Source organism: Paracoccus aminophilus JCM 7686 (assembly GCF_000444995.1).
In the GTDB taxonomy this organism is placed as follows: domain Bacteria; phylum Pseudomonadota; class Alphaproteobacteria; order Rhodobacterales; family Rhodobacteraceae; genus Paracoccus; species Paracoccus aminophilus.
In genome coordinates this window covers 68,980-94,516 of sequence record NC_022043.1, presented here as the reverse complement: position 1 = coordinate 94,516, position 25,537 = coordinate 68,980, and the positions used below count along the sequence as shown (strand labels likewise).

At 63.0% G+C, this 25,537-nt stretch carries 23 protein-coding genes and 2 pseudogenes; 9 read left to right on the top strand and 16 right to left on the bottom strand.

The genetic code is table 11. The annotated features are described in order from the left end of the window. Nucleotides 1-114: 114 nt before the first annotated feature. Together JCM7686_RS20495 and JCM7686_RS20490 are read right to left on the bottom strand one after the other, a co-directional pair. Nucleotides 115-1,632 carry a DHA2 family efflux MFS transporter permease subunit gene (locus JCM7686_RS20495; RefSeq protein WP_020952925.1) on the bottom strand — a complete coding sequence of 506 codons (1,518 nt, stop codon included), beginning with the start codon at nt 1,630-1,632 and terminating at the stop codon, nt 115-117. Further along, nucleotides 1,629-2,759, bottom strand: a complete 1,131-nt coding sequence (locus tag JCM7686_RS20490) for an HlyD family secretion protein (protein WP_020952924.1) — start codon at nt 2,757-2,759, stop codon at nt 1,629-1,631. Before JCM7686_RS20490 ends, JCM7686_RS20495 begins: the two co-directional genes overlap by 4 nt. Before the next feature lie 457 nt (nt 2,760-3,216). Here JCM7686_RS20490 and JCM7686_RS20485 point away from each other — a divergent pair, with 457 nt between their 5' ends. The 5 genes from JCM7686_RS20485 to JCM7686_RS20465 all read left to right on the top strand — a co-directional run bounded on the left by JCM7686_RS20485 (nt 3,217) and on the right by JCM7686_RS20465 (nt 9,487). Then, on the top strand, nt 3,217-4,197 hold the full coding sequence (locus JCM7686_RS20485; protein WP_020952923.1) for a lysylphosphatidylglycerol synthase domain-containing protein: 981 nt from the start codon (nt 3,217-3,219) through the stop codon (nt 4,195-4,197). 140 nt (nt 4,198-4,337) lie between these two features. Continuing rightward, nucleotides 4,338-6,389: a type VI secretion system Vgr family protein gene (locus JCM7686_RS20480; protein WP_020952922.1), complete on the top strand. Its 2,052-nt coding sequence runs from the start codon at nt 4,338-4,340 to the stop codon at nt 6,387-6,389. 587 nt (nt 6,390-6,976) lie between these two features. After that, the gene (locus JCM7686_RS20475) at nt 6,977-7,450 is read left to right on the top strand and encodes a molybdopterin-dependent oxidoreductase (protein ID WP_020952921.1); all 474 of its coding nucleotides are present in this window, start codon (nt 6,977-6,979) and stop codon (nt 7,448-7,450) included. 13 nt (nt 7,451-7,463) lie between these two features. Beyond that, nucleotides 7,464-8,858, top strand: coding sequence for a sensor histidine kinase (locus JCM7686_RS20470; RefSeq protein WP_020952920.1), 1,395 nt, complete (start codon nt 7,464-7,466; stop codon nt 8,856-8,858). 2 nt (nt 8,859-8,860) lie between these two features. Then, nucleotides 8,861-9,487, top strand: a complete 627-nt coding sequence (locus JCM7686_RS20465) for a response regulator transcription factor (protein ID WP_020952919.1) — start codon at nt 8,861-8,863, stop codon at nt 9,485-9,487. Nucleotide 9,488: 1 nt separating this feature from the next. On the opposite strand, the gene JCM7686_RS20460 is transcribed toward JCM7686_RS20465, so the two are convergent. Then, the gene (locus JCM7686_RS20460; RefSeq protein ID WP_020952918.1) at nt 9,489-10,358 is read right to left on the bottom strand and encodes a dienelactone hydrolase family protein; all 870 of its coding nucleotides are present in this window, start codon (nt 10,356-10,358) and stop codon (nt 9,489-9,491) included. Then, complete coding sequence (locus JCM7686_RS20455) at nt 10,340-12,004, bottom strand: alpha/beta hydrolase (RefSeq protein ID WP_020952917.1); 1,665 nt, start codon at nt 12,002-12,004, stop codon at nt 10,340-10,342. Before JCM7686_RS20455 ends, JCM7686_RS20460 begins: the two co-directional genes overlap by 19 nt. A 230-nt stretch (nt 12,005-12,234) precedes the next feature. Between JCM7686_RS20455 and JCM7686_RS20450 the strand changes: the two genes are divergently transcribed. Continuing rightward, nucleotides 12,235-12,639 (top strand): YbaY family lipoprotein, encoded by a 405-nt coding sequence (locus JCM7686_RS20450; RefSeq protein WP_020952916.1) that lies wholly within the window; start codon nt 12,235-12,237, stop codon nt 12,637-12,639. A 78-nt stretch (nt 12,640-12,717) separates the two neighbouring features. Here JCM7686_RS20450 and JCM7686_RS20445 read toward each other — a convergent pair whose 3' ends face one another. The 6 genes from JCM7686_RS20445 to JCM7686_RS20420 form a co-directional block, all read right to left on the bottom strand. Next, nucleotides 12,718-13,464: a 2OG-Fe(II) oxygenase gene (locus JCM7686_RS20445; RefSeq protein ID WP_020952915.1), complete on the bottom strand. Its 747-nt coding sequence runs from the start codon at nt 13,462-13,464 to the stop codon at nt 12,718-12,720. Next, on the bottom strand, nt 13,461-14,522 hold the full coding sequence (ada, locus tag JCM7686_RS20440) for a bifunctional DNA-binding transcriptional regulator/O6-methylguanine-DNA methyltransferase Ada (RefSeq protein ID WP_020952914.1): 1,062 nt from the start codon (nt 14,520-14,522) through the stop codon (nt 13,461-13,463). The genes JCM7686_RS20445 and ada overlap by 4 nt, the downstream gene beginning before the upstream one ends. A gap of 96 nt (nt 14,523-14,618) precedes the next feature. Continuing rightward, a complete protein-coding gene (alkB, locus tag JCM7686_RS20435; RefSeq protein WP_020952913.1) occupies nt 14,619-15,272 on the bottom strand; it encodes a DNA oxidative demethylase AlkB in 654 nt (217 codons plus the stop codon). Nucleotides 15,273-15,519: 247 nt separating this feature from the next. Then, a complete protein-coding gene (locus JCM7686_RS23695; RefSeq protein WP_020952912.1) occupies nt 15,520-16,785 on the bottom strand; it encodes a CAP domain-containing protein in 1,266 nt (421 codons plus the stop codon). Between the two features lie 304 nt (nt 16,786-17,089). Next, nucleotides 17,090-17,497: a DUF2000 domain-containing protein gene (locus JCM7686_RS20425; protein ID WP_020952911.1), complete on the bottom strand. Its 408-nt coding sequence runs from the start codon at nt 17,495-17,497 to the stop codon at nt 17,090-17,092. A gap of 42 nt (nt 17,498-17,539) precedes the next feature. Next, on the bottom strand, nt 17,540-18,361 hold the full coding sequence (locus JCM7686_RS20420) for an AraC family transcriptional regulator (RefSeq protein WP_041528317.1): 822 nt from the start codon (nt 18,359-18,361) through the stop codon (nt 17,540-17,542). A gap of 619 nt (nt 18,362-18,980) precedes the next feature. Here JCM7686_RS20420 and JCM7686_RS24180 point away from each other — a divergent pair. Then, nucleotides 18,981-19,848 (top strand): annotated as a pseudogene (locus JCM7686_RS24180) (transposase); the annotation flags it as partial. A 229-nt stretch (nt 19,849-20,077) separates the two neighbouring features. Here the strand turns inward: JCM7686_RS24180 and JCM7686_RS20410 are convergent. After that, the gene (locus JCM7686_RS20410; RefSeq protein WP_020952908.1) at nt 20,078-20,947 is read right to left on the bottom strand and encodes a DUF6073 family protein; all 870 of its coding nucleotides are present in this window, start codon (nt 20,945-20,947) and stop codon (nt 20,078-20,080) included. Between the two features lie 74 nt (nt 20,948-21,021). On the opposite strand from JCM7686_RS20410, the gene JCM7686_RS25240 reads away from it, so the two are divergent. Continuing rightward, nucleotides 21,022-21,435, top strand: a complete 414-nt coding sequence (locus JCM7686_RS25240; protein WP_148292708.1) for a hypothetical protein — start codon at nt 21,022-21,024, stop codon at nt 21,433-21,435. Between the two features lie 249 nt (nt 21,436-21,684). Here the strand turns inward: JCM7686_RS25240 and JCM7686_RS24990 are convergent, their stop codons facing one another. Together JCM7686_RS24990 and JCM7686_RS25205 are read right to left on the bottom strand one after the other, a co-directional pair. Continuing rightward, nucleotides 21,685-22,014 carry a hypothetical protein gene (locus JCM7686_RS24990; protein WP_236635912.1) on the bottom strand — a complete coding sequence of 110 codons (330 nt, stop codon included), beginning with the start codon at nt 22,012-22,014 and terminating at the stop codon, nt 21,685-21,687. Between the two features lie 105 nt (nt 22,015-22,119). Continuing rightward, nucleotides 22,120-22,233, bottom strand: a pseudogene (locus JCM7686_RS25205) (TetR/AcrR family transcriptional regulator); the annotation flags it as partial. Nucleotides 22,234-23,173: 940 nt separating this feature from the next. Here JCM7686_RS25205 and JCM7686_RS23680 point away from each other — a divergent pair. Beyond that, complete coding sequence (locus JCM7686_RS23680; protein ID WP_148292707.1) at nt 23,174-23,512, top strand: MFS transporter; 339 nt, start codon at nt 23,174-23,176, stop codon at nt 23,510-23,512. Nucleotides 23,513-23,665: 153 nt separating this feature from the next. Here the strand turns inward: JCM7686_RS23680 and JCM7686_RS20385 are convergent, their stop codons facing one another. The 3 genes from JCM7686_RS20385 to JCM7686_RS20375 are packed head-to-tail and all read right to left on the bottom strand — an operon-like array spanning nt 23,666 to nt 25,504. Next, a complete protein-coding gene (locus tag JCM7686_RS20385; protein ID WP_020952905.1) occupies nt 23,666-24,178 on the bottom strand; it encodes an AmiS/UreI family transporter in 513 nt (170 codons plus the stop codon). 22 nt (nt 24,179-24,200) lie between these two features. Then, the gene (locus tag JCM7686_RS23675) at nt 24,201-24,527 is read right to left on the bottom strand and encodes a hypothetical protein (RefSeq protein WP_020952904.1); all 327 of its coding nucleotides are present in this window, start codon (nt 24,525-24,527) and stop codon (nt 24,201-24,203) included. Further along, nucleotides 24,524-25,504, bottom strand: a complete 981-nt coding sequence (locus JCM7686_RS20375) for a Rieske (2Fe-2S) protein (RefSeq protein WP_020952903.1) — start codon at nt 25,502-25,504, stop codon at nt 24,524-24,526. Before JCM7686_RS20375 ends, JCM7686_RS23675 begins: the two co-directional genes overlap by 4 nt. Between the last annotated feature and the right edge of the window lie 33 nt (nt 25,505-25,537).

Here is a 25,537-nt window from a genome sequence, read left to right as displayed (position 1 = left end):
TCTGTCCCCCGAGCATGGCGAAACCGCGCCGCGCCGCAAGGGGCTCTGTTCCAGCGCAGCCAGATGTCACGCCAAGGCGGCGCGCGAGCCACAGCCGAGCGTCGCGCGGGCCGATCAATGCGCGGCAGCCGGGGCGCCCTGCCCCAGATGCGGACGCTCCATCAGCAACACCACCGGCAGCATCGCGAAAGCGCCCCAGCCGGTCAGCAGGAAGACGTCCTTGAAGGCCAGCATCTGCGCCTGCGCCGCGACGATCTGGGTCAACTGCCCCGCCGCCGCCGGGCTGAGAAGCGGGATGCCGTGGACCTCGGCCCAATGCTGCACGGTCGGATTGACCTCGGTGATATGGGCGGTGAGATCGTGCCAGTGGATCTGGGTCCGCGATGAGACCTGCCAACCCGCAATCGCAATCCCGATCGAGCTGCCAATCTGACGCACCACGCCGTAAAGGCCCGAGGCTTCGTCCTGCCGTTCGCGCGAGATCTTCTGGAAGGCCACCGTCGACATCGGCACGAAGAAAAGGCCCATGCCGACACCGGAAACCGCCCCGGGCCAAGCGAGATCCCAAAAGCCCGAGAAGAGATTTTCCCGCGCCAGCATGATATTGCCAAGCCCGGTCATCACCAGCCCGCAGGCCACCAGCAAACGCGGGTCGAATTTTTTAAGGAGGATCGAGCCGGTCACGACCATAGTGACCCCGGCGGCCAGCCCGCGCGGCATGAAAAGATAACCCGCCGTCAGCACGTCGAAATCCAAAAGCCCCTGCACGAACAGAGGCAGGATCGCGATCGTGCCGAACATCGCCAGACCAAAGCCCATCATCGCAATATTCGCGGCGGCGAAGCTGCGGTCGGCGAAGAGCTTCAGATCGACGACGCTGTGCTTGTTGCCAAGGCTATGCGCCAGAAAGGCGGCCCCGGCGAAAACGAAGACCAGCAGCGAGACCTGAATGAAATGCGAGGAAAACCAGTCCTTGCTTTCGCCCATGTCGAGCATCATCTGCAGGCCGCCCACTGCCAGCACCATCAGGATCAGCCCGGTCCAGTCGATCGGCGCGGGCTTCGGATCCTCCTTCGGCAGACCGCCTGCCATCATCAGCAGCGCCAGAACCGCGACCGGGATATTGACGTAAAAGACCGCGCGCCAGCTGAAATGCTCGGTCAAGATTGCGCCGACGGTCGGGCCAAGGATCGGTGCGACGATCACGCCAAGTCCGAACAGCGCCATCGCCTGCCCGCGTTTTTCCACCGGGAAGCTGTCAAACAGAATCGACTGCGACAGCGGGATCAGGAAGGCGCCGAACAGGCCTTGCAGGATGCGGCAGGCCACCATCATGCCAATGCTGATCGAGGCGCCGCACAAGGCCGAAGACACGGTAAAGCCGATGATCGCGGTCATGATCAGGCGACGGCGACCATAGCGGCGCGCCATCAGCCCGGTCAGCGGCATCGCCGCCACCGCCGAGACGATATAGCTCGTCAAAATCCAGACAGTCTGGTCCGAGGTAATGCCGAAAGCCGCCTTCATATGGGGCAGCGCGACGTTCACGATGGTGCTGTCGAGCACCTCGAGAATGGCGGTCATCACGACCGCCAGCACCACGCCCCATTTGACCGGGCTGGTTTCGGTCATTCGGCTTGGCCCGGCTTCGCCGCCGCTGCGGCGGGCTCTGCCGCGCCTGCCTGACCAGCCCCGGCGACCGCCGATTGGGCCGGTTGGCCCGCCCCAGGGGCGGGGGCGGTCGTGGGCTGGGTCTGCGGGGCCGCACCACCGCTCTGCGTCGTATCGACCGTGACCGTGGTCGAGGCGCCGGTGCGCAGTTGGAAGGCGGGATCGGTCGGCACTTCATCCAACCGCACGCGGACCGGGAAACGTTGCGTCACTTTCACCCAGTTCCCGCTCGCATTCTCGGGCGGCAGAATCGAAAAGCTCGACCCCGAGCCCGCGCCAATGCTCTCGACATGGCCCTTAAGCTTAAGGCCGGGATACATGTCGATCTCGATTGATGCGGGCTGGCCCGGGCGGATGCGGTCCAGATCGGTTTCCTTGAAATTCGCGACGATCCACCAGCTGCTGTCCTCGACCAGCGTGAAGAGCCCCTGTCCGGTATCGACGACCTGCCCCGGCCGCAAGGTCAGGTTCGATACCCAACCCGAGGCGGGCGCGGTGACCCGGGTATAGCCAAGCGAGATCTTTTCCTGATCGAGTGCGGCCTGAGCGGCGCGCACCTGCGCGTTTTCATCGCCGCTCGAGCCGTGCTGATCCTGCGCGGCCTTCAGCGCCGCTTCGGCGGCCTTGACCTCGGCCGCAGCCTGATCGAGCTGGGCCTGCGCCAGATCGCGCGCGGCTTTGGCGACATCGCCCTTGCGAAACAGCGTAACCTGCCGGTCATAGGTCAGCTGGGCATTTGAAAGCCCCGCCCGCGCGCCCGCAAGCCGCGCCTCGGCCTGGCTGATGTCGGCGCCAGTCACGCCGCTGCCTTGCAGCGCGATATCAAGCTTGGCCTGCGCCGCCGAGACCGCGGCTTGAACCGGCGTGTCGTCGATCGTGAAAAGCGCGTCCCCGGCTGTGACGCGCTGGTTTTCGGTCACATCGACCAAAAGCACGCGCCCGCCGATCTGCGGAGAAATCGTGATCATATCGGCGGTCAGATAGGCGTCGTCCGTCGACGGATGCAGCTTGGAATGCTGCCACCAGAACCACATGCCGACGCCCGCCGCGACAGCCACCGCACCGATGATAATCAGTTTCTTATTCATAGTTCTTCCTGACGGCCCGAAATACCCAGCGCAGAGATTCGAACGTCACTGGTATGAGGCAACGGGCAGCTTTGCCTGCGGTTCCACCGAGAGAGAATCCCGGTCACGCAAACAACGCACAATTCGGATATCTGCCTCCGAGCAATCTCCGATGGCTCGGGGAAAGACAACATCTGCTGTGACAGCTTGCCGCAGATTGTGACACAGTGGCAACGGCGCAACCTTAACGCGCACCAGCACAGAGCGTTCGCGCGATCAAGGAAACCCCTCGACCTTCCGACCCGCGCGCAGTATGCGACCGAACAGAACGGATGTCGGCATTTCAACTCGGGAAAGTCTGCGCCCTTCGGCGCATTGCCCCCGCCTCGGAATGCTGATCCTATCCCGGCACGCCGGGCCTGCCGCAAGGCCGGTCTCGGCCCGCGTCAGGAAAAGCGCGACAGGAAGACGAGGCAAAGTGGCAGGTCAATGCGGCAATTCTAGCAGGTGGAAGCGGTTTCTCTGGCCGGTTATCGGCCTGACCGCGATCTCGATCTCGTTCTGGCTGCTGACGAAAGAGCTCCGGGGCATGTCTTGGCATGTGCTCTGGCTGGATCTGCGGGCGATTCCCTCGCAGCATTGGCTGATGATCCTGATCTGCACGCTTGGCTGCTATCTGATCCTTGCGGCCTATGACGGGCTGGCGCTTCAGCATCTGCATAAAAAGGTCGGCTATCTCTTCATCGCGCTCTGTTCGCTGTCGAGCTACGCGCTTTCGCATACGCTCGGAGCCTCGGCCTTCACCGGCGCGGTGATCCGCTACCGCGCCTATTCGACCAAAGGGCTCAGTGCGGCCGAGGTGGGGGTCCTCGCCACCTTCTGCTCGCTCACCTTCGCGCTTGGGGTGATGATGCTTTTGGGCGCGCTTTACCTCTTGGTGCCTGCGCTCGACGACCGTTTCTCAACCCTGCTCTCTGGGCCGACCGTGCGCTGGATCGCCTTTGGCCTGCTGGCGCTGGTGATTTTTTACCTGATTGGCAGCGCCTTGAAGCTGCCCGATCTCATAATCCGCAACTTCCGCATCTCTTACCCCAGCCTGTCGATCGCGCTGAAGCAGGTGGTGGTGGCCCCGGTCGAGCTGTTTTTCGCAGGCGGCATCCTCTATTTCGCTTTGCCGGCTCTGGGCAACCCCGGCTATTTCGTGGTGCTGGGCGTCTTTGTCGTGGGCTTCACGCTGGCGCTTTTGTCCCACGCTCCGGGGGGAATCGGGGTCTTTGAGCTTGCGGTCATCACCGCTTTGCCTGAGTTTCCGCCAGAGACCGTGCTCGCCGCGCTGCTGGTCTTCCGGCTCTGCTACTTCCTGATTCCGTTGGCGATCGGCCTTCTGACCGTGGCTTATTTCGAGCATCAGCAGCTCAAAACCGTCGACGCGCAGCCAAACGATCCACCAACCCCCTGATCTCACCGCATTTTTGGAAACCCGATGTCACCCGAAGGCACACCTTCGGGAAATCGGGCAATTTCCGGTGGCAAAATCTTGCCTGTTTTGTCTAAATACCCTAGCATTTCTTCAAGTCCTTTGTGTTTACCGGTGTTTTTATGTCAACGAGCTTGCGCCAAACTGACCGTCTCGGGCATCTGACGACGGTTTTAGGCCCGGATGTTCTGGTTCTCTTGCGCTTTGACGGGTCGGACCACCTGAGCGAGCTCTTCGAATACCGCGTCGAGGCCCTGTCCGCCGAGCGTGACCTCGATTTCGACAGCCTCATGGGCACCCATGCCAGCGTCACCATCGAGGGCCGCGAGGGCGCGCGCCATTTCGACGGCATCGTCACGCAAGCGCGCTGGATCGGCTCGGGCGAGAACGGGCATCGCTATGATCTGACGCTGCGCCCGTGGTTTTGGCTCGCGGGGCGTCGGCGCAACCAGCGGATTTTCCACAATAAAACCGTGACGCAAATCCTGCAGGAGCTTTTCGCCGATTATGCCTCGCTTGGCGATCCGGCTTTCGATTTCGCGTTAACCGGCGATTATCCGGTGCTGGAATATACTGTCCAGTATCGCGAATCCGACCTCGATTTCGCCCGGCGCCAGATGGAGCGGCACGGGATCTCCTTCTTCTTCCGCCATGCCGAGGGCAGCCATACCCTCGTTCTGACCGATGATGTCTCCAGCCATCCGAATGTCGGCGCGCGCGAATTCAAACCCTTCGATGCCCATCACCAGGCCGAGGGCGAACATTTCTGGGAATGGGCTCCGGAAAGGAACATCACCACCGGCGCGGTGCGCCTGACCGATTTCAACTTCAAGACCCCGCTTGCCGCGATGGAGGTCGACCGGCAGGGCGATGCCGCCCATGCACAGGGCAAGATCGAAAGCTTCGACTATCCCGGCGATTATCTCGATCGCGGGCGCGGCAAGACCGTGGTCGGGCTGCGCAATGACGGCGAACGCGGCGGCGACAAGCGCCACCGTGCGGCGGGCGATTGCATCTCGCTGGGATCGGGGATGCAGGTCTCGCTCTCGGGCGATCCGGTGCCGGGCACGGGCGAGACCTATCTCGTGCTCTCTTCGAGCTATCATTTCCTGAGCGAGGCCTATGGATCGGGCTCGCCGGCAAGCGACGGCTATGCCTTCAACGGCGCCTGGACGATGATGCCGGCCTCGGCGCCAATGACGCCGCCGCGCCGCACTGCCGTGCCCGTGGTTCAGGGCCCGCAGACCGCGATGGTGGTCGGCGATGGCGAGATCGATTGCGACGAATTCGGCCGCATCCTCGTGCGGTTCCACTGGGATCTGAAGGACGCCTATTCGATGCGCTGCCGCGTGTCGCAGAACTGGGCGGGCGCGGGCTGGGGCGGCATGGTCATCCCCCGCATCGGCATGGAGGTCGTGGTCGAATTCCTCGAAGGCGATCCCGACAAGCCGCTCGTCACCGGTTGCGTCTATAACGGCAAGAACAACGTTCCCTACGATCTGCCCGCCAATAAGACGGTCAGCACCTTTCGCACCGACACCCATGAGGGCACCGGCTATAACGAGCTGCGTTTCGAGGATCAGTCGGGCCGCGAAGAGATTTTCCTGCACGCGCAACGCGACCACAACACCGTGATCGAGCAAGACGAAAGCCATTCGATCGGTCACGACCGTGCCAAGGCCGTGGGCAACAACCAAAGCGAATCCATCGGTCATGACAAGGCGATCTCGGTCGGCAATGACCACCGCGAGACCATCGGTCAGGACATGTATTATCAGGTCGGCCGCAACCAGCAGGAAAACTACGGCAAGGATCACATCCACCGCGTCGGCAATATCCACAAACAGACGATCTTCGCGGATCATCTCTATGAAGCCGGGCGGAATTTCGAGGGCGAGGTGCTGGGGCGCTACACGCTGGATGTCGGCAAGTCGATCACCAACAACACCCGCGTCCATACGCTGATGGCCTTCGAGAAGATGCAGATCAAGGGCCCCGGCGGCAAGATCACCATCGATGCAACCGGGATCACACTCGAGGCGCCGACGATCTGGCTGAAGGGCCAAGTCATCACCGGCGGCACCGGTGGCGCGCAGGTGCCGACGCTGCTTGCCGCTGCACGCGACGGGCTGCCGCTGTGCGAGGAATGCGCCAAGTTCGAGGAAGAAAGCTGAGGCCGGTGACGGCCGAGCCCAAACGCTCGGATCCCCGTCTGAATTGACGAATCAATTGATCTAAATCTGCAAGATCGCCTCGGATTTTGCGCCGCGGCGCGGCGCGCTGGCTCAGGTCTCTGACCACCGCGCCCGCGAGCACACGCGGCAAAACGCGCTTTGACAGCCCGCTTTGGATGGGCCGAACAAGGCCCGTTCCTGACTTATCAGACAAATTTCCTGATAATTTTCACGAAATTGAGGATGCGTCCGGGAGCAAGCCCCATTAGCCTTTCAGCACAAGTCTTCCTCATTTCAACGTGCGAGGGGCGGAAACCACTTAACCTGCCCCAAAATAACCAGCGCCGACCCCAGTTTGAGCCCGCGCCTCACCACCTCTCGCAGGACCTATACTTATACAAGTTATCTTGACCGCAACATTCCCCCGAACTCGGGAATAGCCCTGCTGTAAAAACGAATAGAAACCTTTATGTGAGTGAAGATGTCGGTTGTTGGAGTGTTCTGCCTTGCATAACTCTGCTCAGGATAAAGCGGCCCCTTTCTGGACGCGTCTGGCGGTTCTTCTATGCGCTATATCTTTGATTGTTATGGCGACGGGGCCAACAAGCCCGGCCCAGGCACAAGAGGATGACCACACCCCGCTGGAGGTCATTTTATCGGTAACCGGAACCGATGGCGTCCAGCACGACTTTTCGGAAGAAGAGTTCAACCAGCTGCCGCAACACCAGATCGTGACCAATACGACCTGGACCGACACTGCCCAGACCTTCGACGGGGTGCTGATGCGCGATTTGCTGGCCGCGGTTGGCGATGACAAAGCGGCGATGCAACGTCACACGGTCGATACGCTCGCGCTGAATGACTACCGCATCAATATCCCGATCGAGGATATCTATCACTACGACGCCATGGTCGCGCGCAAGATCAACGGCGTGCCGATGTCGCGGCGTGACAAGGGCCCCTATTGGCTCGTCTATCCGCGCGACACCTATCCCGAGCTGAAAGACGCGCTCTACGATTACCGCTGGATCTGGCAATTGCGCAGCGTCATCGTGAAATGAGGTCGCCCGGCCGATGAGAGGGAAAAGCTACTTCCTGCCCACCGGGGCGGCGATCTGTGGCTTTGTCCTGCTGTTCCTCTACGCTTTCGTCCAGCTTGTCGAAATCCAGCACCGGATCACGACCAAGGTCGGCGAGAACATGCTCTGGGCAATCTATCAGGCCGAGCGCGAGGCTTTGCGGCTTCAAGAGGCCTTGGTCGGTGCAAAGCTGCATCTGGCCACGGATGATGAGATCCGGCTTCGCCTCGATATCCTTTACAGCCGCATCACCCTGCTGAAAGAGCCGCCTCAGGCCGCCTGGGTTACCCATCTTGGCGCGACATCGCGCATCGAGGAAAATGCCCGCCGCGTCGACGCATTGGCGGCTCTGATCGACGCGGCGCCATCGCCCTCTGCGGTCGATCTGAACCAAGCGCGCGCCATCTTGCGGCCGATTCTTTCGGATATGGGCGAACTCGCCAATCAAACGATGATCGGTGAGCAGAATGAACGGGTCGCGCAATGGCAAGAGGAACGCCAGAGCATGTATCTGATCATGGCCGCTCTGGTTGGCACGCTTCTGGCGGGCGCCTTCCTGTCCTGGCGGCTGGTCCTGACGATGCGGGCGACCGAACGCGCAGGCGAAGAGCTGCGCCAGCACAAGATCCATCTCGAAGATCTGGTGAGCAAACGCACCGACAAGCTCAATGCGGCTTTGGCGACCGAGCGCCATGCCAAAGAGGTTTATCGCAGCTTCATCACCACCGTCTCGCATCAGTTTCGAACCCCGCTTGCGATCATTGACATGGTTGCGCAGCGCCTGATCCGACGGCCCGAGAAGTTCACCACCGCCGAAATCGCCGAAAAGGCGCGGCGCATCCGCTCGGCGACGCAGAGGCTGAACCAATTGGTCACCAGCGTCACCCGCGTCGCAAAGCTCGACGGCGGCGATGTGGCGATTTCGCGTAAGCCGCATGATCTCAATGAGATCCTGCGTTCTGCCGCCGCCTTCAACGCCGAATTCGAGCCCCATCGCCGAATCGAGCTTGATCTTGCGTCCGACCCTTTGGTTTGTGATTGCGACCCGGCGCTGATCGAGCAGGTCGCGCTGAATCTTATCTCGAATGCAATCAAATATTCCGACGATCTGACCGTGATCCGCATCCGCAGCTGGTGCGCGGAACGGCGGTGCTGCTGCGCGATCAGTGATCACGGAATCGGTATTCCGGCAGCGGATCAAAATCGGATCTTCGAGCGTTTTTTCCGTGCGGGCAACGCATCGCTGCTGGTTGGCTCTGGCCTCGGGCTCAATCTGTCACATACGATCATCGAGCTGCATGGGGGACGCCTGAACTTTCATTCTGTCGAAAGCGAGGGCACGACCTTTACCTTTGACCTGCCTGCTTCCTCTGACCTGAAGGAGGTCTGACGATGCCCGCGCCCGAACGCCCCGTCATCCTGTGTATCGAGGATGAGCCGCATCTGCTTGGCGAGCTGGTCGAAGAGCTGACGGCGCTGGGATTTGATGCCCATGGCACGCCTCACCCGCGCGAAGCTGAGGATCAAATCGCGCGACTGCGGCCCGATCTGATCATTTGCGATATTATGATGCCCGAGCGCAGTGGCTTCGAAGTGCTGGACCAGTTGCGCCAAAGCCCCGAAACCGGCGTGCTGCCCTTCATTTTCCTGACCGCGCTCAGCGATCGCGACAGCCAGATCCGCGCCCGCAGGCTGGGCGCGAATGACTATCTTGTCAAACCTGTCGATTTCGATCTGCTCGAGGCCGCTGTCCGCGCGAAACTCGATTACATCGACCGCCTGCGCGCGCCGCCGCCACCGGGACCAGAGACCGGCCCGCCCTCGGTTCATCTGTCGCGGCGCGAAACGCAGGTCCTGCGCGAGCTGGGGCTGGGGTTGAAGATTTCCGACATCGCGCTGCTGCTGGCGATCTCGGAACATACGGTCGCGCAATATGTGAAATCGGTCTATTCTAAGCTCAATATCTCGAGCCGGGCCGAGGCCGCGCGCGAAGCCGTCCGGCGCCGCCTGCTGGATTGAATCAGCGCGATCCATATTCCAGAATGAAGGGCACAATCAGCGCCTTGGCCTGATCGACCAGCCCTTGATCGAATTTCAGCGTCGACAGGAACGAGCGGTCATTCTGGTCAAAACCGTGATCCGCCCCGGCGAGCGTCACGACCTCGACCTCATCGCCCAGAGCGATCAGGCCCTCGGACATCGTCCGGCATTTCTGCGGATCGACGATGCTGTCATTTTGCGACAGCAGCATCAGGCCGCGCACCTGCGCGGGCCAGCGCGCCTCGGCCGCGCCGCTCAAGAGGCCACAGTAGGGGTAGAGCATCACCGCCGGGCCGATCCGGGCGGACAGCACCGCGCGCGGCTCGGGCCAATCCGAGAGGCCGGGCGGGGGCGCGTCGCTGCCGAGAAGGTCGAGAAGCTCCATCACCGACCAGCCGCCATGCGAGGCCCCGATCAGCGCGATCTCATGCGGGTCGATCTCGGGCAGCGAGCTGAGCGCCTTGATCGCAACCGCAATATCGCCCGCCCGCTCGGCCCCGGTCAGCACCTGCCCCGCGCAAACCGCGCGCCAGGCCTGCAACTGATCAAGCCCGCGCGGGCCGTGGCTGTCGACGATCAGCGCCGCGCGGCCAAGCCGGACCATTTCGCCCGCCCAGAGATCCATATTGTCGTGGACCCCGTCGCAGCCCGACATCAGCACGGCCGCCTTGAACGGGCCCGGCCCCTCGGGCTTCACCAGCCGCCAGCCCGGGGCGAGCAGCGCGGCGCGCTCGGTCGGGGTCTCGGTCAGCGGCTGCCAGCGCGCGGCATTGCGCGCGGTATTGCCCGCAAGCGCGGCGATCAGCACCCCCAGAACGATCAGCCCACCGATCAGGACCCGTTTGCGCATCCCAGCATCTCTCCCTGACCACAATGCCCCTTGAGCGCCGCGGCCGCCGCCTCGGACCAGCCCGCAGGCTCGGTCACCGCGGCCCAGGCGTCAATATAGTCATGGGCATGATAGGTATGGCCAAAGCCGGGCGGCGGCACGGTGCTGAACAGCAGATCGACCGTCAGCTGAAGCTGCGTCACCAGAGGCGTGAAGGACAGCAGCGGCGAGACATCGGGCGCCTTCGGCTCATGCATCCAGACCGGGGCGCGCCAGAAGCCGCTCGGCGCGTAGAAGGTGATCGGATCGCTGGCATATTGCAGGAAGAGGATATGGATCCGACCCCAGGGCTTGCCCGAGCGCAGGGGCTTGGCGAACTGGCTGGCATAGCGAATGACGCGGCCCTCATCGAGCTCGGGCAGAACGAAGGGCGTGCCCGGATCGCGCGCCGAATTGGCCTGATTCCACAACGTCGAGGGGAAGGGCGGGCCGACCCAAAGCGCGCCGTCGATCGGCTCGTTCATCATCTGGAAGACGTTGAACGCATACATCGACGACCAGGCACCAAGCGAGATCCCATGCATGTAAAGCTTCGGCCGCCGGTCGGGCGGCAGGCGCGCCCAATGGTCATAGACGACATGCATCAGGGCCTCGGCCTGTTCGAGCCCGGAATCGGTCTCGAAAATCAGGGCGAGCGGGCTTTGCAGATAGGAATATTGCGCGGCCACCGTCGCGACATCGCCGTCATGCATATATTCCAGCACATCATAGCTCGCCGGATCCATCCAGCCGGTGCCGGTCGGGCTCGCGACCACCAGGATCTTGCGCTCGAACGCCCCGACGCGGATCATCTCGGCCAAAGCGATCTCGGCGCGGCGCTGCGCATGATCGGCCTCGGCCAGACCGACATAGATCCGCAAAGGCTCTTGCGCGGGACGGTGGTTGAAGGCCTCGATATCGGCGCGCGAGGGGCCGCTTTCGACGAAATCCCGCCCCGGCGCGCCCATCATGTCCCAGCGGATCTCGGAAGGTGCCGAGCCGGATTTCCAGCTTTGCGCCGGGGCCGGGGTCGCCGGATCGGTCAGGCGCTGCGCCGCGACATAGGATTGGTCGGCGACCTTCAGCGCGGCATTGACCACGCCGTCGCGCGTCACGACAATCAGCAAGACCGCCGACAGCAAGAGCCCAAGCACATTGGCGCTGCGGGCCGGGATATAGCGCGCGAGCCGGTCGCGTAGGATGCGAAACAGCCCGCGCACCGCCAGACCGATCGCGAAGAGCACCAGAAACACCGCCAGCGCCACCAGAAGCATCTTGACCGTGCTCGTCGCCTCGAGATCAGGCAGCCCCATGCGCGAGCGGATGCTGTTTTGCCACATCCGCGCCTGCGAGATGCAAAACACCAGAGTGGCCAGCACCGGAATGGCGAGAATGGTCAGCGCGATGCGTGCCGGACGTCCGCCAAGCTCGGGGATCTCGAGCGCGCGCCACAGCGCCAGAAAGAAGCGCATGCAAAGATAGCCGACCGCAGTCGATGCGCCCGCGAGCACGCCCTGAAACAGCATGTCGCGCGGGATCAGCGAGGGCGTCAGCGAGGCCGCCGCGAGAAGCAGCCCGACCAGAATGGCCAGAACCGAGACCTCCGACATGAATTTCTGTCCTGTCACGTTCTGTCTCCGCTGATGGTCCGGGTCGCGCCCGCCGCTTGGGGCCGGCCGCAAGGCTTGCCCTCCTTTTGTCCGAGAGCGGCGCCTCGAACAAGTCAATCGACGCAAGTCGCGTCAAGATTGTGACGCTGCGTGGCGCGCGGCGACGTTTTGCGGCGAAAGACGTTTGTCATTGCCGCCTCGGGCCACGCCGCATAGCCTTGGGCCAAGCCGCAATTCGGGAGATGTCAATGTTTCAACGCGTAATTTCCGCCCCATTGGTCGCCGCCGCCGTGCTGTCGCTGGCCGCCTGCGAGGCCCCTGCCGCCAAGACCGAGACCGTGAGCGGCTCGGTCATCTATCGCGAGCGCATGGCCCTGCCGCCCGGAGCCGAGGTTTCGGTGCAGCTCGTCGATGTCTCGCGCGCCGATGCCCCCTCGATCACCTTGGCGGAGACCACGATCCAGCCCAAGAGTCAGGTGCCGATCCCCTATGTGCTGAGCTATGATCCCGCGCGGATCGAGAGCGGCCACAGCTATGCGCTGCAAGCGCGGATCAGCGATCAGGGCAAGCTCTTGTTCATCAACACGACCCATCACCCCTATGTGCCGGGCGAAGCCAAACAGGCCGATATTCTGGTCGAGCGCACCCGCTGATCGCAGAAAGCGCCGCGAACCGGCCGCCACGGATCTGCGGCGGCCGGTCTTGAGGTGGCCAGTCTTGAGGCGCGCGCGTCAGAGCGCGTCGTGAAAGATGATCCCCAAAGTATGGCGCCGCCCCGAGCGCAACCGGCTGACCCCGTGCCGCAGGTTGACGCGGTAGCTGCCGCGACTGCCCTGCACCGGGCGGTTATGGACCGCGAAGATCACCGCATCACCCTGGCGCAAAGGCACCACCTCGGCCCGGCTTTGCATGCGGGGGCGCTGCTCTGTCAGCACGAACTCGCCGCCGGTGAAATCACGCCCGGGCTCGGAGAGCAGAACGGCGACCTGCAAGGGAAAGGCGAGCGCCCCGTAAAGATCCTGATGCAGGCAGTTATAATCGCCCTCGACATATTGCAGCAGCAAAGGCGTCGGGCGGGTCTGGCCGCCCGCGTGACAGGCGGCCAGAAAATCGGCATGCTCCGCCGGATAGGGCGTCGCACCGCCCATCCGCATCGCCCAATCATTCGCGACCGGCGCGAGGCGGGGATAAAGCGCCTTGCGCAGATCGGCGATCAGCCCGGGCAGCGGATAGGCGAAATAGCGGTATTCGCCCCGCCCGAAACCATGGCGCGCCATATGGATATGGCTGCGGAAATGGCGCTCTTGGGGATAAAGCCCGGCGATCCCGTCGCATTCCTCGGCGCTCAGTAGGCCGGGCAGGATGGCGGCACCAAAGCCGTCGAGCTCGCGCCGCAGTGCTTGCCAATCCTGTGCCTGAACCCGGCTCTCGACCGAAATTGCAATCGGGCTTTCAACCACGCTTTCGACCGGGCTCATGCGCTGGCCTCGCGGGCGAGAAGCTGGCGCTTGCGCTCGACGCCCCAGCGATAGCCCGAGAGCGCGCCATCGCTGCGCAGCACCCGATGGCAGGGCACCGCCACGGCAAGCCGGTTCGCCGCGCAGGCCTGCGCCACCGCGCGCACCGATTTCGGCGCGCCGATCCGGGTGGCGATCTCGGCATAACTTGCCGTCTCGCCCGAGGGGATTTCACGCAGAGCCTGCCAGACGCGCTGCTGGAACGCTGTGCCGCGAATGTCGAGCGGCAGGTCAAGACCGATCGCAGGGGCTTCGACAAAACCCACGACCTCGGCGACAAGCTTCTCGAATTCGGGATCCGCGCCGATCAGCTCGGCCTTGGGAAAGCGGTCCTGCAGCTCGCGCAGAAGCGCCTCGGGATCGTCGCCAAGCGTGATCGCACAGATGCCGCGATCGCTTTGCGCCACCAAAAGCGCACCAAGCGAGCAATCGGCCAGCGCAAAGCGGATCGTCGCCGCCGCACCGCCCTTGCGATAGGCCGAGGCGGTCATGCCCAAAGTCTCGGCGGATTTCTCATAAAACCGGCTGCTCGAATTATAGCCCGCGCCATAGATCGCGCCAGTGACGCTTTCCCCCGCCGCAAGACCGTCGCGCAGACGGCGCGCCCGCTCGGCCTCGCCCCAGGCTCTGGGGGTGAGCCCTGTCATCGCCTTGAATTGGCGGTGAAAATGATGCGGGCTCATGCCGAGGCGGTCGGCAAGCGCCTGAAGGTTCGGCGGCTCATCGGCTTCGGCGATCAGGCGGCAGGCCTCGGCCACCAGCGCGGCATTGGCCTCGGCGGGCGACTGGCCCTTCGGGTGACAGCGCAGGCAGGCGCGATAGCCCGCAGCTTCGGCCTCGGTCGGGACCGCGAAAAACCGGACATTGGCCGGGCTTGCATGGCGCGAGGGACAGGACGGGCGGCAATAAATCCCCGTGGTTTTCACCGCGAACACAAAGCGGCCATCGGCCCCGGCATCGCGCGCCACCACGCTGTGCCAGCGCGGATCGGCTTCTATCAATTTGGAGTGGCTGGTCATCTTGGACCTCATTGTCTGAACCATGGGTCGAAGATAGGCCACACCCCTGCCGCGCTCACTCCGGTCCTTGCTTTCAAATTCGGACGAGAGATCGGGCTAGAGCGCATGGCGGAAAGTCAGGTTCAGGCGGATCTGACCAACCCGCGGATGCTCGCCGGGTTTCAGGGCGAGAATACCGTGATAGGCCAGCCGCATCGGGCCGCCCCAGACGACGACATCGCCATGCAGCAAGGGATAGCGATGGACCGGCGCCGCCCGCGTCAGGCCGCCGAATTGAAACACCGCCGGCAATCCCAGCGAGACCGAGACGATGGGATGGCCCAGATCCTGCTCATCCTTGTCCTGATGGAGCGAGAGCTTCGCGCCAGGCTCGTAGCGGTTGATCAGGCAGCCATCCGGCGCAAATCCGGGAAAGCCCGCCTCTGCGGCGGCGGCCTTGGCCAGCGTCAGGAAGCTTGCGGGCATCGCGGGCCAAGGCGCACCGCCAAGCGGATCGTTTCGGGCATAGCGATAGCCCTGCGCATCCGTGACCCAGCCCGCGCCGCCGCAATTGGTCATCGCGACCGACATCTTATAGCCACCCGGCGTCGTCATATTGCGAAAGGGCGCGGCGGCGCTGATCCGGGCGATATCCTCGAGCAGCTGCGCCTCGGTGGCGATGGCGCGACCGCGCAGGATGACAGCGCCCGGCGCGAGCGTCTCGCGCCCGGTCTGAATCGGATCCTCGCCCGAGAAAAGATCCGCGCTCATCTGCGTTCCCATAGCGTGAAGGCCAGGATGCGGCCCACATCAAGATAGGCAGCGCGGCAGACGGGGCAAAGACCCGAGGGCGAAGATTCCGGCGCGCTGCGCGGCACCCGCCCTCTAGGCCTCCGGCCGGGCCGACATCAGCCAATACTGGTCATGCGGCTCAGACGGCAGCCGCGTAGCGAGATCACCGCCAAGGCGCGCTCAGACGGTGCTCCCCTCCGAGCATTCGCCGCCGAAGGCAAAGCACTCAGACGACGAAAATGTCGTCAGCGATTACCGCGGCCGTCAGCCCCTTGCCCTGAATGGTGATCGAGCCCTGCGCGCCGAAGTCGATGACAACGCCGGTCGCGGTCTCGCGGGTATGGGACAGAATATAGTCCGGGCCATTCTTGCCGACCAGATCAGCGGTCAGGAACAGTCGGTCGATGCCATGTTCGAACCCCACAATCGTGTCGCGCCCAAAGCCGCGCTCGAAGAGGAACACATCCGCGCCCGCGCCGCCGTTCATCAAATCATTGCCGCGTCCGCCGACCAGCGTGTCATTGCCCGGCCCCCCGATCAGCGTGTCGTTCCCGGCATCTCCGGCAAGCCAGTCATCGCCGGGGCCTCCGTCGATCCGGTCCGCCCCCGCACCACCGCTGATCTTGTCCTGCCCGGCGCCCCCAAAGAGCCGATCATTCCCGAGGCCGCCAAAGATGATATCGTCCCCGGCCCCGCCGAAAATCTGGTCATGCCCGCCACCGCCGACCAGCCTGTCATGGCCTGCCCCGCCGATCAGCTTGTCATTGCCAGCCCCGCCAAAGAGATGATCATTGCCCGCGCCGCCGTCGAGCTTGTCATGACCGCCATTGCCCGCGATCCAATCATCCCCCGCGCCGCCCGAAACCACGTCATTCTTGCCCGTCAGCCGGTAATCATCATTCCGCGCGGTTCGGTCCTGAGGCCCTGCGTCCAGAAACAGCTTACCGTCGAAACTGGTCAGCCATTCCGCCCGACCGATCATCGAGAAATCTACCTTCGGCGCCGCGACCCGCTCGAAATTACCGGTATCGAGCGAAAGCTCGCCTTGCGTATTTCCAAAATTCTGCGTCACCATCAGGACTTTGTAATCGCGCCCGCCAGAGCGGAAAGAACCGACCTGAAGCCCGATGCCGATAAAGGCCGCATCGCTCATGATATTGGCGTAATGGCCGGGGCTGTTCATCAGGTTCTGATGCAGCTGGCGCACCTCGTCGCGCAGATCGTCCTCGCCCCGGATCGTGACATAAGCGATGTTTTCCGCGGTCATCCAATTGCCCGCAAGATCAAAGCCCGCGGCCTTCATCCGATCATTCGAGCTCGATCCCCGCTCCCCGGTATGGGAGAACACATTGGCGTCGAGCATCCATCTGCTGTGGCTGTCCGCGGAATCGTTCAAATGCTTTTCAATGGTCAGGGGCTTCAGCCCCTTTTCCGCCCGGGCTGTATTAACCAGACTGACAAAATATCGTTCATCTTGAGTGGCATAGGACATCAACAACGCTCCGCTTCTCAGGCTCTTTGACCATAGTCCCGCCCTTGGATCGAGGCCAGAAATCAGTGTTTAAGATATTATCGATCCCGTGAGACCGCTCTGGTCGGGGACCGAAACCTCAGGCTCTGGGCGGGCGAACGGGCAGTTGGCCTTGGATAAAGCTCGATATGCCCGCAAATCCCGCCGCCGCGATCTGGACCCGGCAGCGGGTGCGGTTCAAGGATTTTCGCGGCCGAGGCGCGTGGCGTCTGGTCCGCGCAACTTTGACGCCACAGCTGAGCCAGGTCGTAACCCGCGCCGCGCGTCAGGGATGAAGCTTCGCGCCCTTGATCACCTTATCCACGTCCTTTTTGGCGCCATAGACGGCGAGCCCGACCAGATCCGGGGCATCGGCGGGTTCGGCGCGAAAGACCTCGCGATTGGCACTGTCATGGCCGGTCGCAAACATCGCCCGGACATAGGCTGCGCGAACCAGACCACGCTCGATGCTTTTGGCCCAGACGCGCTGCAGCAGATCGGTCTCGCCCGCAAAAATCAGCATCGGTTGGCCCAAAAGCCGCCCGTGTTCGCGCCCGGCGGCGTCGATATAGGGCTCGCCCAGAAGATCGGGCAGCGCGGCTGTCATCCCGGATGCAAGGAACGCGGTCACGTTCAGTTTTTGCCAGTTTTCTAGATCGGTTTGGATCAGAATGGCGATTTTGGTGTCAAACATCTGCGGCCTCTTCGTGATGGGAGGCCGCAATAGCCCACGCGGTCAGGCGTGGTCTTGAACGATTGTGCGCCCCCGCTGCCAGGCCCCCGGAGCAATGCCATAGGCTCGCCGGAACCAACGGGTCATATGGCTTTGATCGGCAAATCCACAGGCAGCGGCGGCCTCTGCCGGGGCTTGACCCGCGCGCAAAAGCGCCCGCGCTCGCGCCAGCCGGATCTCGACCAGACAGGCATGGGGCGAGGTGCCGTAGCGCGCCTGAAACGCGCGCGCGAGCTGAAAGCGGCTGTCCGCGCCCGTCGCCTGAACCAGATCGGCGCTGGTCAGATCCGTGTCGAAATGGGCCTGCAAATAGGCCATCGCCCGCGCCGCGAGCCCAAGGTCGGGGCGGTCCGCGCGCGCAGGCGCGGCACCCAGATGCTGGCGCAGCCGCCCGAGCACGCGGTCACGAAGCTCTTCGATTTGCAGCGCGCCGCCCCCCTTCAGCATTGCGCGGCAGGTTGCAACAATCGCTTGGCCCAGCCGGTCGTCCTCGGCCAAGGTCTGGCGAAAACCAATGCCCGCATCGCTGCCAAGCGCATGTCGCACCCAAGGCGCCGGCAGGTAGAGCATACTATAGGAGAACCCGCCCGCCTCGACCGCACGGCCGTCGTGTCGTTCGCCGGGCTCGATCAGGATGACCTTGCCGCGCGTGCTCTGCCGCCGACTGCCTCGGCAGAAGAAATCCTGCACGCCCGCATGGGTCACGCCGACCAGCCATTCGTCGTCATGCGTGTGCATGTCATAGGCATGACCCGAGAACCGCGCATGAATGGCCTCGATCCCGGTGACAAGATCGCGGCGCGAGGTGAGACTGGAGCCCTGCATGGCGGACCTGTTCTGCATCTGACCGGGGCCCGCCTCGACGCGAATGCGGCCCTCTTCGGAGCCGGGCCATAGCCCCGATCGCCGTCGCCGAAAAGCCAAATGATCGTTATCGTCGATCTGGGCAGATAGCCCGGCCCGAGCGGCTCGCCTCCGGTGCCTGCGGCACAGAAGCGCGGGGATGGCCAAGGTGATCGGCGGATCAAAAATCGTCGGTGCGCGCATCTCGATTTCAAGTGCGGCGCCAGTGCCTTTTGCCTGAACCGAGCCAATCTGTTGCGGACGAAAGCACACCATATCTGAGACCTTGGGAAAAAGCGGCAACGTCACCGCCAGCAGGTATTTTCCCGCCAGTTCAAGCTGTGCTGGCTTGCGCAACGGCGGAACAAAACGCCAATTCGCAGGCCTTCCCACCGGCGCGCGGCGATCAAAAGAGCCGACAATGATCGGGCTGATCGCATTGGCACGGTTCTTGAACTGGAGCCGCGCAATCTCGCCGCTGCCCGCACCAAATCCGCGCTCGTGGCGCAGGATCAGATGATAGATTGATATGGCTTTGTTGCGCTCTTCCTTGGCCGTCGGATTCATGATTTTGAATCAGCCGATTAGGCTGGCACTATGAGCAAACCCGTCCCCCCTTTTCCGCACGACGAACTGATCCTGCTACAACCAGGCTCTAAAGCGGCGCGGCGCGCTCTTGGTATGGCTTGACCCAGAGGTGTCATGTTTCGCGGCCCGAACGGCAGGCCAGACCATCCTGAGAGGTGTCTGCCGCAACCATCCAAGTCGGCCTTTCGGTCAAGGTGCTGTTCGGGCGACCGCTCCGACAAGCAGCTGCGTTCCTAGAGAGCCTGCTAAGCCTGTCCGGTCTCAACTGGTCGGTGCCGGATTGCACGACGCTCTGTCGCAGGCAAACGCATCTGAAGGTGCAGATCCCCTATCGTGCAGCGTCCGGCCCCCTGCATCTGCTGTTGGACAGCAGCGGCCCTAAGCCCGCGGGCAAAGGCGAGTGGCAGGTTCGCAAGCAAGGGGCCAGCCGCCGTAGGCAGTGGCGCAAGATCCACATCGGCATCGATGCCGAAACCCTTGAAGGTCGCGCGGTGGCGATATCGCGCCGGTGAGGCGCCACCGATTCGAGCGAACTGGCAGGGCGTTCTGCCCGACCCGTTGGCGCAGACCCCGCCCGAGGTGTCGATGCCAACATACCGTCGCGACGATAGGCCCGGGACTGGAAGGGCCCCGACCCGGGTCTGAATGCACGCAAGGAAGTATTGCAGGCCCGCAAACGCTTCGGTCGGGCGAACTGGAAGAAGTGGTCCGGATATCACCGACGGCGTCGTGTCGCGGCCAAGATGAGGCGCCTCAAGTTGCTGAATGAGCGCGTCATGGCCAGAGAGTTCGACCGGCAGGATGCACAGGTTCAGATCCGCATCACACTCATGAACCGCCCCACATTACTCGGGACGCCCGAGACCGTTCGCATGCGCTGAAACAAGCCGAGAAAGGGACACGTACAGCCTCAATCAGCATGCCGCAGCTAAGCCAAGCAGGACAAGACTGAGCAGGATCGCGAGAACGCCCGCCAAAATCAGCCTGACATCCCGTAAGGCGGGACGGGCGATTGGCGCTTCAGTAATCCACAGCTTGTCTTTCATCGTTGCTTCGCCCACTCCCGATCTTGCATCGGGCGGGCCTGACCCCGCCCGATGCAAGATCGGCCTAATCGTTCGACACGGTTTTCAGATCGAAGCGCTGGTCAAAGCCCGCGCCGCTCAGGGGCTCATGCAGGATAATTTCGCGGAACTTCACTTGGGCCGAACGTAACTCTCCGACCTTGCGACCATCGCTCATCAAAGCGCGCGGCTCGACGCTGGTCGAGGCGACATAGCCGACCGGGGGAATGGTCTCGACCGAGGATTGCATGACCACGGGCCGGTCGGTCTTCATCTCAAGCTTCAGGCTCGGCATCCGCACAGAAACGGCCAGCGGTGCAAGACAGGTGCAGGGCGCATTCTCGGGCGGAGAATTGCCCTTCGGCGGTTTGCAGGTCGGGCGCCCCATCTCGTCGATATCGCTTTGATCGACGCCGACCATGGTTAGGAACGCGGGCGGCACTTTGCCGTCGGGCCAGGCGCCGACCCGACCAATCGCGGGCATGTCGGGATTGAGCGAGACCTCTATCGGACCAAAGAGCGCGCTTTCGCCCTTGAGGGAAAGGCCGACGAATTCGGTTCCGACCTGTGCATTACCCCAGCGCGGCGCCTGCCCCGGCTCGATCGAAACCGGATCGCTGTGGACCACCGCGATCCAGCCTGAAAGCTCGACCGTATCGCGGCCGATGCCGTCGATCGTATAGGTTTCCTCGACTTTGGCACGCAGCACGTCGACGCCCGCCGAGGGCAAGGTGAAACGCTGGACCGAAAGGCTCGGCATCGCGTTAACATCCATCGTTTTCATCCGTTCGAGAAGGCTGTCGATCTTGGCCTGATTTTCCGGTGCAATCGGCGTGCTCAGATCGCCCGCGCTGACGGAAAGCGACAGGGCCAGAACTGCCCCGCTGCCAAGGATCATGCGTTTGATAAGCTGCATCTCTTTCTCCTGTTGGGCTCTGCGACGAATGTCGCCTTCGGTCAGTCTTCGGATGGTTGGCTAGAATAATGCTCATGGACGACCCGCCACGCGCCGTCGGGGAAATGCCGGGCGACAAGCGTCCAGCGGAATGGCTACCTCGCCGCGAGGCCGCTGATTTCGACGACGGCGGTGCCCTCTGCGGTCATGATCGCAATCGGTTCGTAATCCTGCACCTCCAGATTGCTGATGCCGATTTCGACGTGATCGAAATTCTTCAGAATCAAAGCCTGCATCTGCAAAAAGGCATCGCCGCCCTGCGCGACGATGGCATTCGGTCCGAAAAACACATTCTGCGGATCGAAGGAGTAATAGGGCCGCAGCGCCTCGACATCGCGCGCCTCAAGCGCCGACGATGCCTTTGGCCATCTGCGTTACTTGCCGCTCGACCTCGGTTTCGGCTTTTGCGGGCGCAACCTGATCGTCGCGCAAGGCAAGCAACCTGGTGAGGTCGGACGCGGTCTCGGCATGGGCAGAGGGGATTGCACCCAAGATCCCGAGCACCAGCCAGCCGAGACATAAGGCCACCGCCCCTTTGCTCCGTCCTGCCTTGAGCCCGCAAGCCGCAATCGACACACTTCCGCCCCCTGTTCCGGCCTTGGCCTTCGAAAGAGCCTAACCGTTGAGCGGAGCTCGCGACTTCTCAAAAATTGCGTGGGTGCGTTGGGCGACGCGCGGGGCAATATCAGGCGTAAAGCTCAGCTTCTGCTTACGCCGCAGCGGCCCTCAATGGTCATGAATTTCACAATAAAATGACGCAGTTCGGCCGGAAAAGCATCGCGGTCGATCTGACGATCACGCATGATTTTTTGGTGAAGCGCGCCGTCGAGCGCATGAAACAGCAGCGCGGCGGTCGTGTCGGTCGGCACGCCGGGAGCAAGATCCGGCTGGTCGTCGAGGATGCCGATCAGGCGCTCGAGAATCGCCTCGTCAGAGCGTTTGCACAGCGCGCTCGCCGGGGCATCGGCCGCGCCGTAGATTGTACGGTGCAGATGGATGTGATCCAACGCATGTTCGGTCAGGCGCATCAAAAACGCGACCAACCGTAGCCCGGGGCTGTGCTCTGGCCCGGTTATCAGAGCGTCGGTTAAGGTCATAAAGCCCGACACATAGCGCTGCCAAAGTGCGGAAACGATTTCGTCCTTGAATTTGAAGTAAAGATAGAATGTCCCGCGCGCGACGCCGATGCGGCAGGTGATATCGCCAATCCCGGTCTCGGCGACGCCTTTTCGGTGAACAGCGCTGATGCCGCCTGAAGTAGCTCTTCGCGCCGGACATCAGGAGCTTCGCTAACGCGCTTCTTCTTCGGCTCTACCGCGAGGGACTGCGCGCTGAAGGTTAGGCCGGGCATCTGGCGAGACTCACAGATCGACAGAGATTCACTGAGACTGACGCCCGCTCAGTCGCGGGCGGATCTATCATGCCGCATGTCGTGAACCAAACCCAATGATCCCGCTCTCCCGTTCCCTGGAACCTCGGAAAAGCCGCCTTCGCGCTCTTTGTCTTGCTGGTCGACACCAGCTTCCCGGCACCCCTTGACCACGGCTACGAGCACGCCTTTGGCCACAGCCCTTTCGTCACTAGGCCGATCTTCGCCGCATATGTCGCGACGCTCATTCCAGCCCTGCTGATTGTCGGGCCGCTTACGGATGCACTGGGGCGCCGCGCGATACTGGTCCTGCTTTTTGCGACCGGCACGGCGTGGCTTTTCTGGACCCGCATCCTTCAGGGATATGTCGTCGGCGCGTCTTCGGGCGCCCTGACCGCCCTGACCGGTGAGGTAGATCCCTCAATCAGCCGCTCTGATCGCCGCAGCCACCTCGGCGGCAGGCTTGGCGATCGGGCCGCTCGTTTCGAGCATCCTTGCACCATACGGGCCTGCACCTTTCGTCACGCCCTATCTCTTCGAAACCGTCTTGCTGCTGATCGCCCTCGCCCTTCTATTCACCATTCCCGACACCGCCGCCCGGCATCCATGGAAACCGCGCCAGCCCTCGGCCCCCAAGGAGATGGAGGACATCTTTCTGCAGAGTGGGGTCGGCCTATGCATCGAACTGTCGGGACGCGTCAAGCTGGCGGCCCCCGGGGGGCAGCACCAGCGTCTTTCTCACGGCGTCGATCCTTGCCCAGATCCTCGGACGGGAGGGACCCGCGACGCCGTTGCAGCGGTTTGGACTGCTCTTGCTCTTGCCTGGTCTGATTTATCTGATCCTCGGCGGGCGCCAATCCCCGCTTGGCCTGCTGATCATTGCCGCTTGCATCGCCGGATACGGATACGGGCTCATCTTTCTGGGCAGCCTTGCGGAAATTACCCGATGCGCGCCGCCAGAGCACCGCGCCGAGACCGTCTCGACCTATTACGTCATCGTCTATCTTGGCATCGGCATGCCGATGATCGCTGTGGGCTATCTCGCGACCTATGTCGGCCTTTCGGCAGCCGTCCAGTCCTTCTCGGCTGCACTGATCCCCGCAGTGCTGGCGGTGCTGATCCTGATGCGGCGGCTGCCAAGCTCGTTGAGCTGCTAACGCGTCAGGATCTCGCTGGCCACTGATGCCGAGCATGCAAAGCGCCACTTCGATCAGTTTGCCGACGCTGCTCTCGGGCCACCAGGTGGGATACAAGCCAAATGGGCACATCGCATTGACATTTCGGCGGCCCACATCCCTCCGCCCGTGCCCTCACATCCGATCATAAAGCAGCAGCAAACCCGGCAGCCAGCCCGTGACAATCCCCGCGATCAGGGTCGTCCAGGCGGTTTGCTTCAGGATGGGCTTTCCAAGCGCCAGAAGCAGGAAATACATGAACCACAGGACCGCCCAGATCAGCCAGTTGAGCGCGAGCCAGATCTCGCTGGCGTTTGCGGCCGCCTGAAAGCCGCCCAGAATTTCCGGCAGCAGCGTGATCGAGACGAAGAGGCTGAACCAACCGAGCCCCCGCCCGTTCACGCCCGACCAGCGATTATAGGCGACCCAAAGGTAGGTCGTGGCGAAAAGCAAAGTCAGGGCGCCCGCGCGGATGCTGATGGTCGTGGCGGCCGGGCCAAAGATCGATTGCGCGGCCACCGCCCCCGCGACCAGACCCGAGACGAGATTGATCACGACGATCTCGCGATCCTCGATCTTGGCCATCAGCCAAAGCCCGTTCAGAAACAGGACAGCGCCGACCCAGAGCAGCAGAAATCCAAGCATCATGGTCATCCTTGTGAAAGCGGGGTCAGGACCCGGGCGGCGGCGAAGGCGGCTGGTAGGGGATCACCAACCGGATCGCGAAAACGCAGCTGCCCGCCTCGGGCTGCTCATCGCCCGGCGGCAGGCGGCAGGCGAGTATCCCGGTGAAATAGCTCTGGATGTTTCGGGCCGCGATCGCGCTGACCGCCGGTTTGAAGATCCACGGATCGCGGTCGAGATCAGCGCCCGGAATAATCTGCATCTCTCCGGCAGGGTCGTCGCTGGTGCCGATGGTCCAATGACGGAAATCCGCGTCGATTGCCTTCATATAGCCAAGGAGTTCGTATTTGATCTGTTGAACGCTGTATTTCATTGGCCTCCTCCTGCCTCGGTGGGCACCGAAAACGATTGGCCCAACCGCGTCGCGAACCAGTCAATCACCTCGCGCTGCAAGGCATTCCGGCCAAGATCAGCCGCCGTCGTCGCCAACTTCGCCCGTTCGGCGCAGCGCGCGAGCAGGCCAAGCGCACGCGGCGCCCCCCCTTTCCCGCGCAGCGCAAGGCGCAGCAGGGTCAGGTTTATGCCCGTCGGCTGGAGCGTGGCGGAAAGCTGGCTGCCCTCTTCATCGAGGATGAGCAAATTGGGCGGATAGGCCCGCAGGCGCAGCCCGGCGCGATTGCGCCCGGTCAGCGCCGAACCCGCGCCTTCGTCGCGCTCGAATTCCGCAAGCACGGCCTGCCAGAGATATTTCCAGTTGCAGGCGGGCTCGAGGGTCGCGCTTTGCGCCTCGCCGGACAGCAGCGCAATCGGCGCGGGCCCCTGCGCCGCCGGATTGGCCCCGCCCAGATGGACGAGGATCACCTCTCCGGCCAGCCGAACACCGACGGGAAAGCCGGGCGTTTCGGAAAAACCCAGAAAATGATGCGCGCTCGGATCGGAGCGGTTCAGCGAGGTCGGAAACCCCTCGACCCGGTCACGGCTATAGCCGCAAGAGAGATAGGAGCAGCGCGTTCTGGTTCCGGTCTGGCATTGCAGGGGAATGCTGCGACAGCCGCCGTGCTGGACGAAGTTGAACCGCGCCGCAATGCTGCCATCGGCCATGCGCTCGACATGGATGCCGTGATTGCCGACGGTGAAGGGCAGGATATCCCCGACAGCCGGAATCTGAGCGGCATAGCCGATCGCGACCCATTCGCGCGACCAGATCAGCTGGTCTTCCAGCGCGACGAGCGCCCGCGAGGTCCAGGGATCGCGGGCCCCGCTCGCCGGATCGGCACTGGCCGGAGGACCCTCCTCTGGCAGAAGAAAGGAGGATGTGGCGATTGCCTTGCTGTGGCTTTGGATGGTCATGGCTTGCTTTCCTCAAGGAAATCGCGCGGCCGC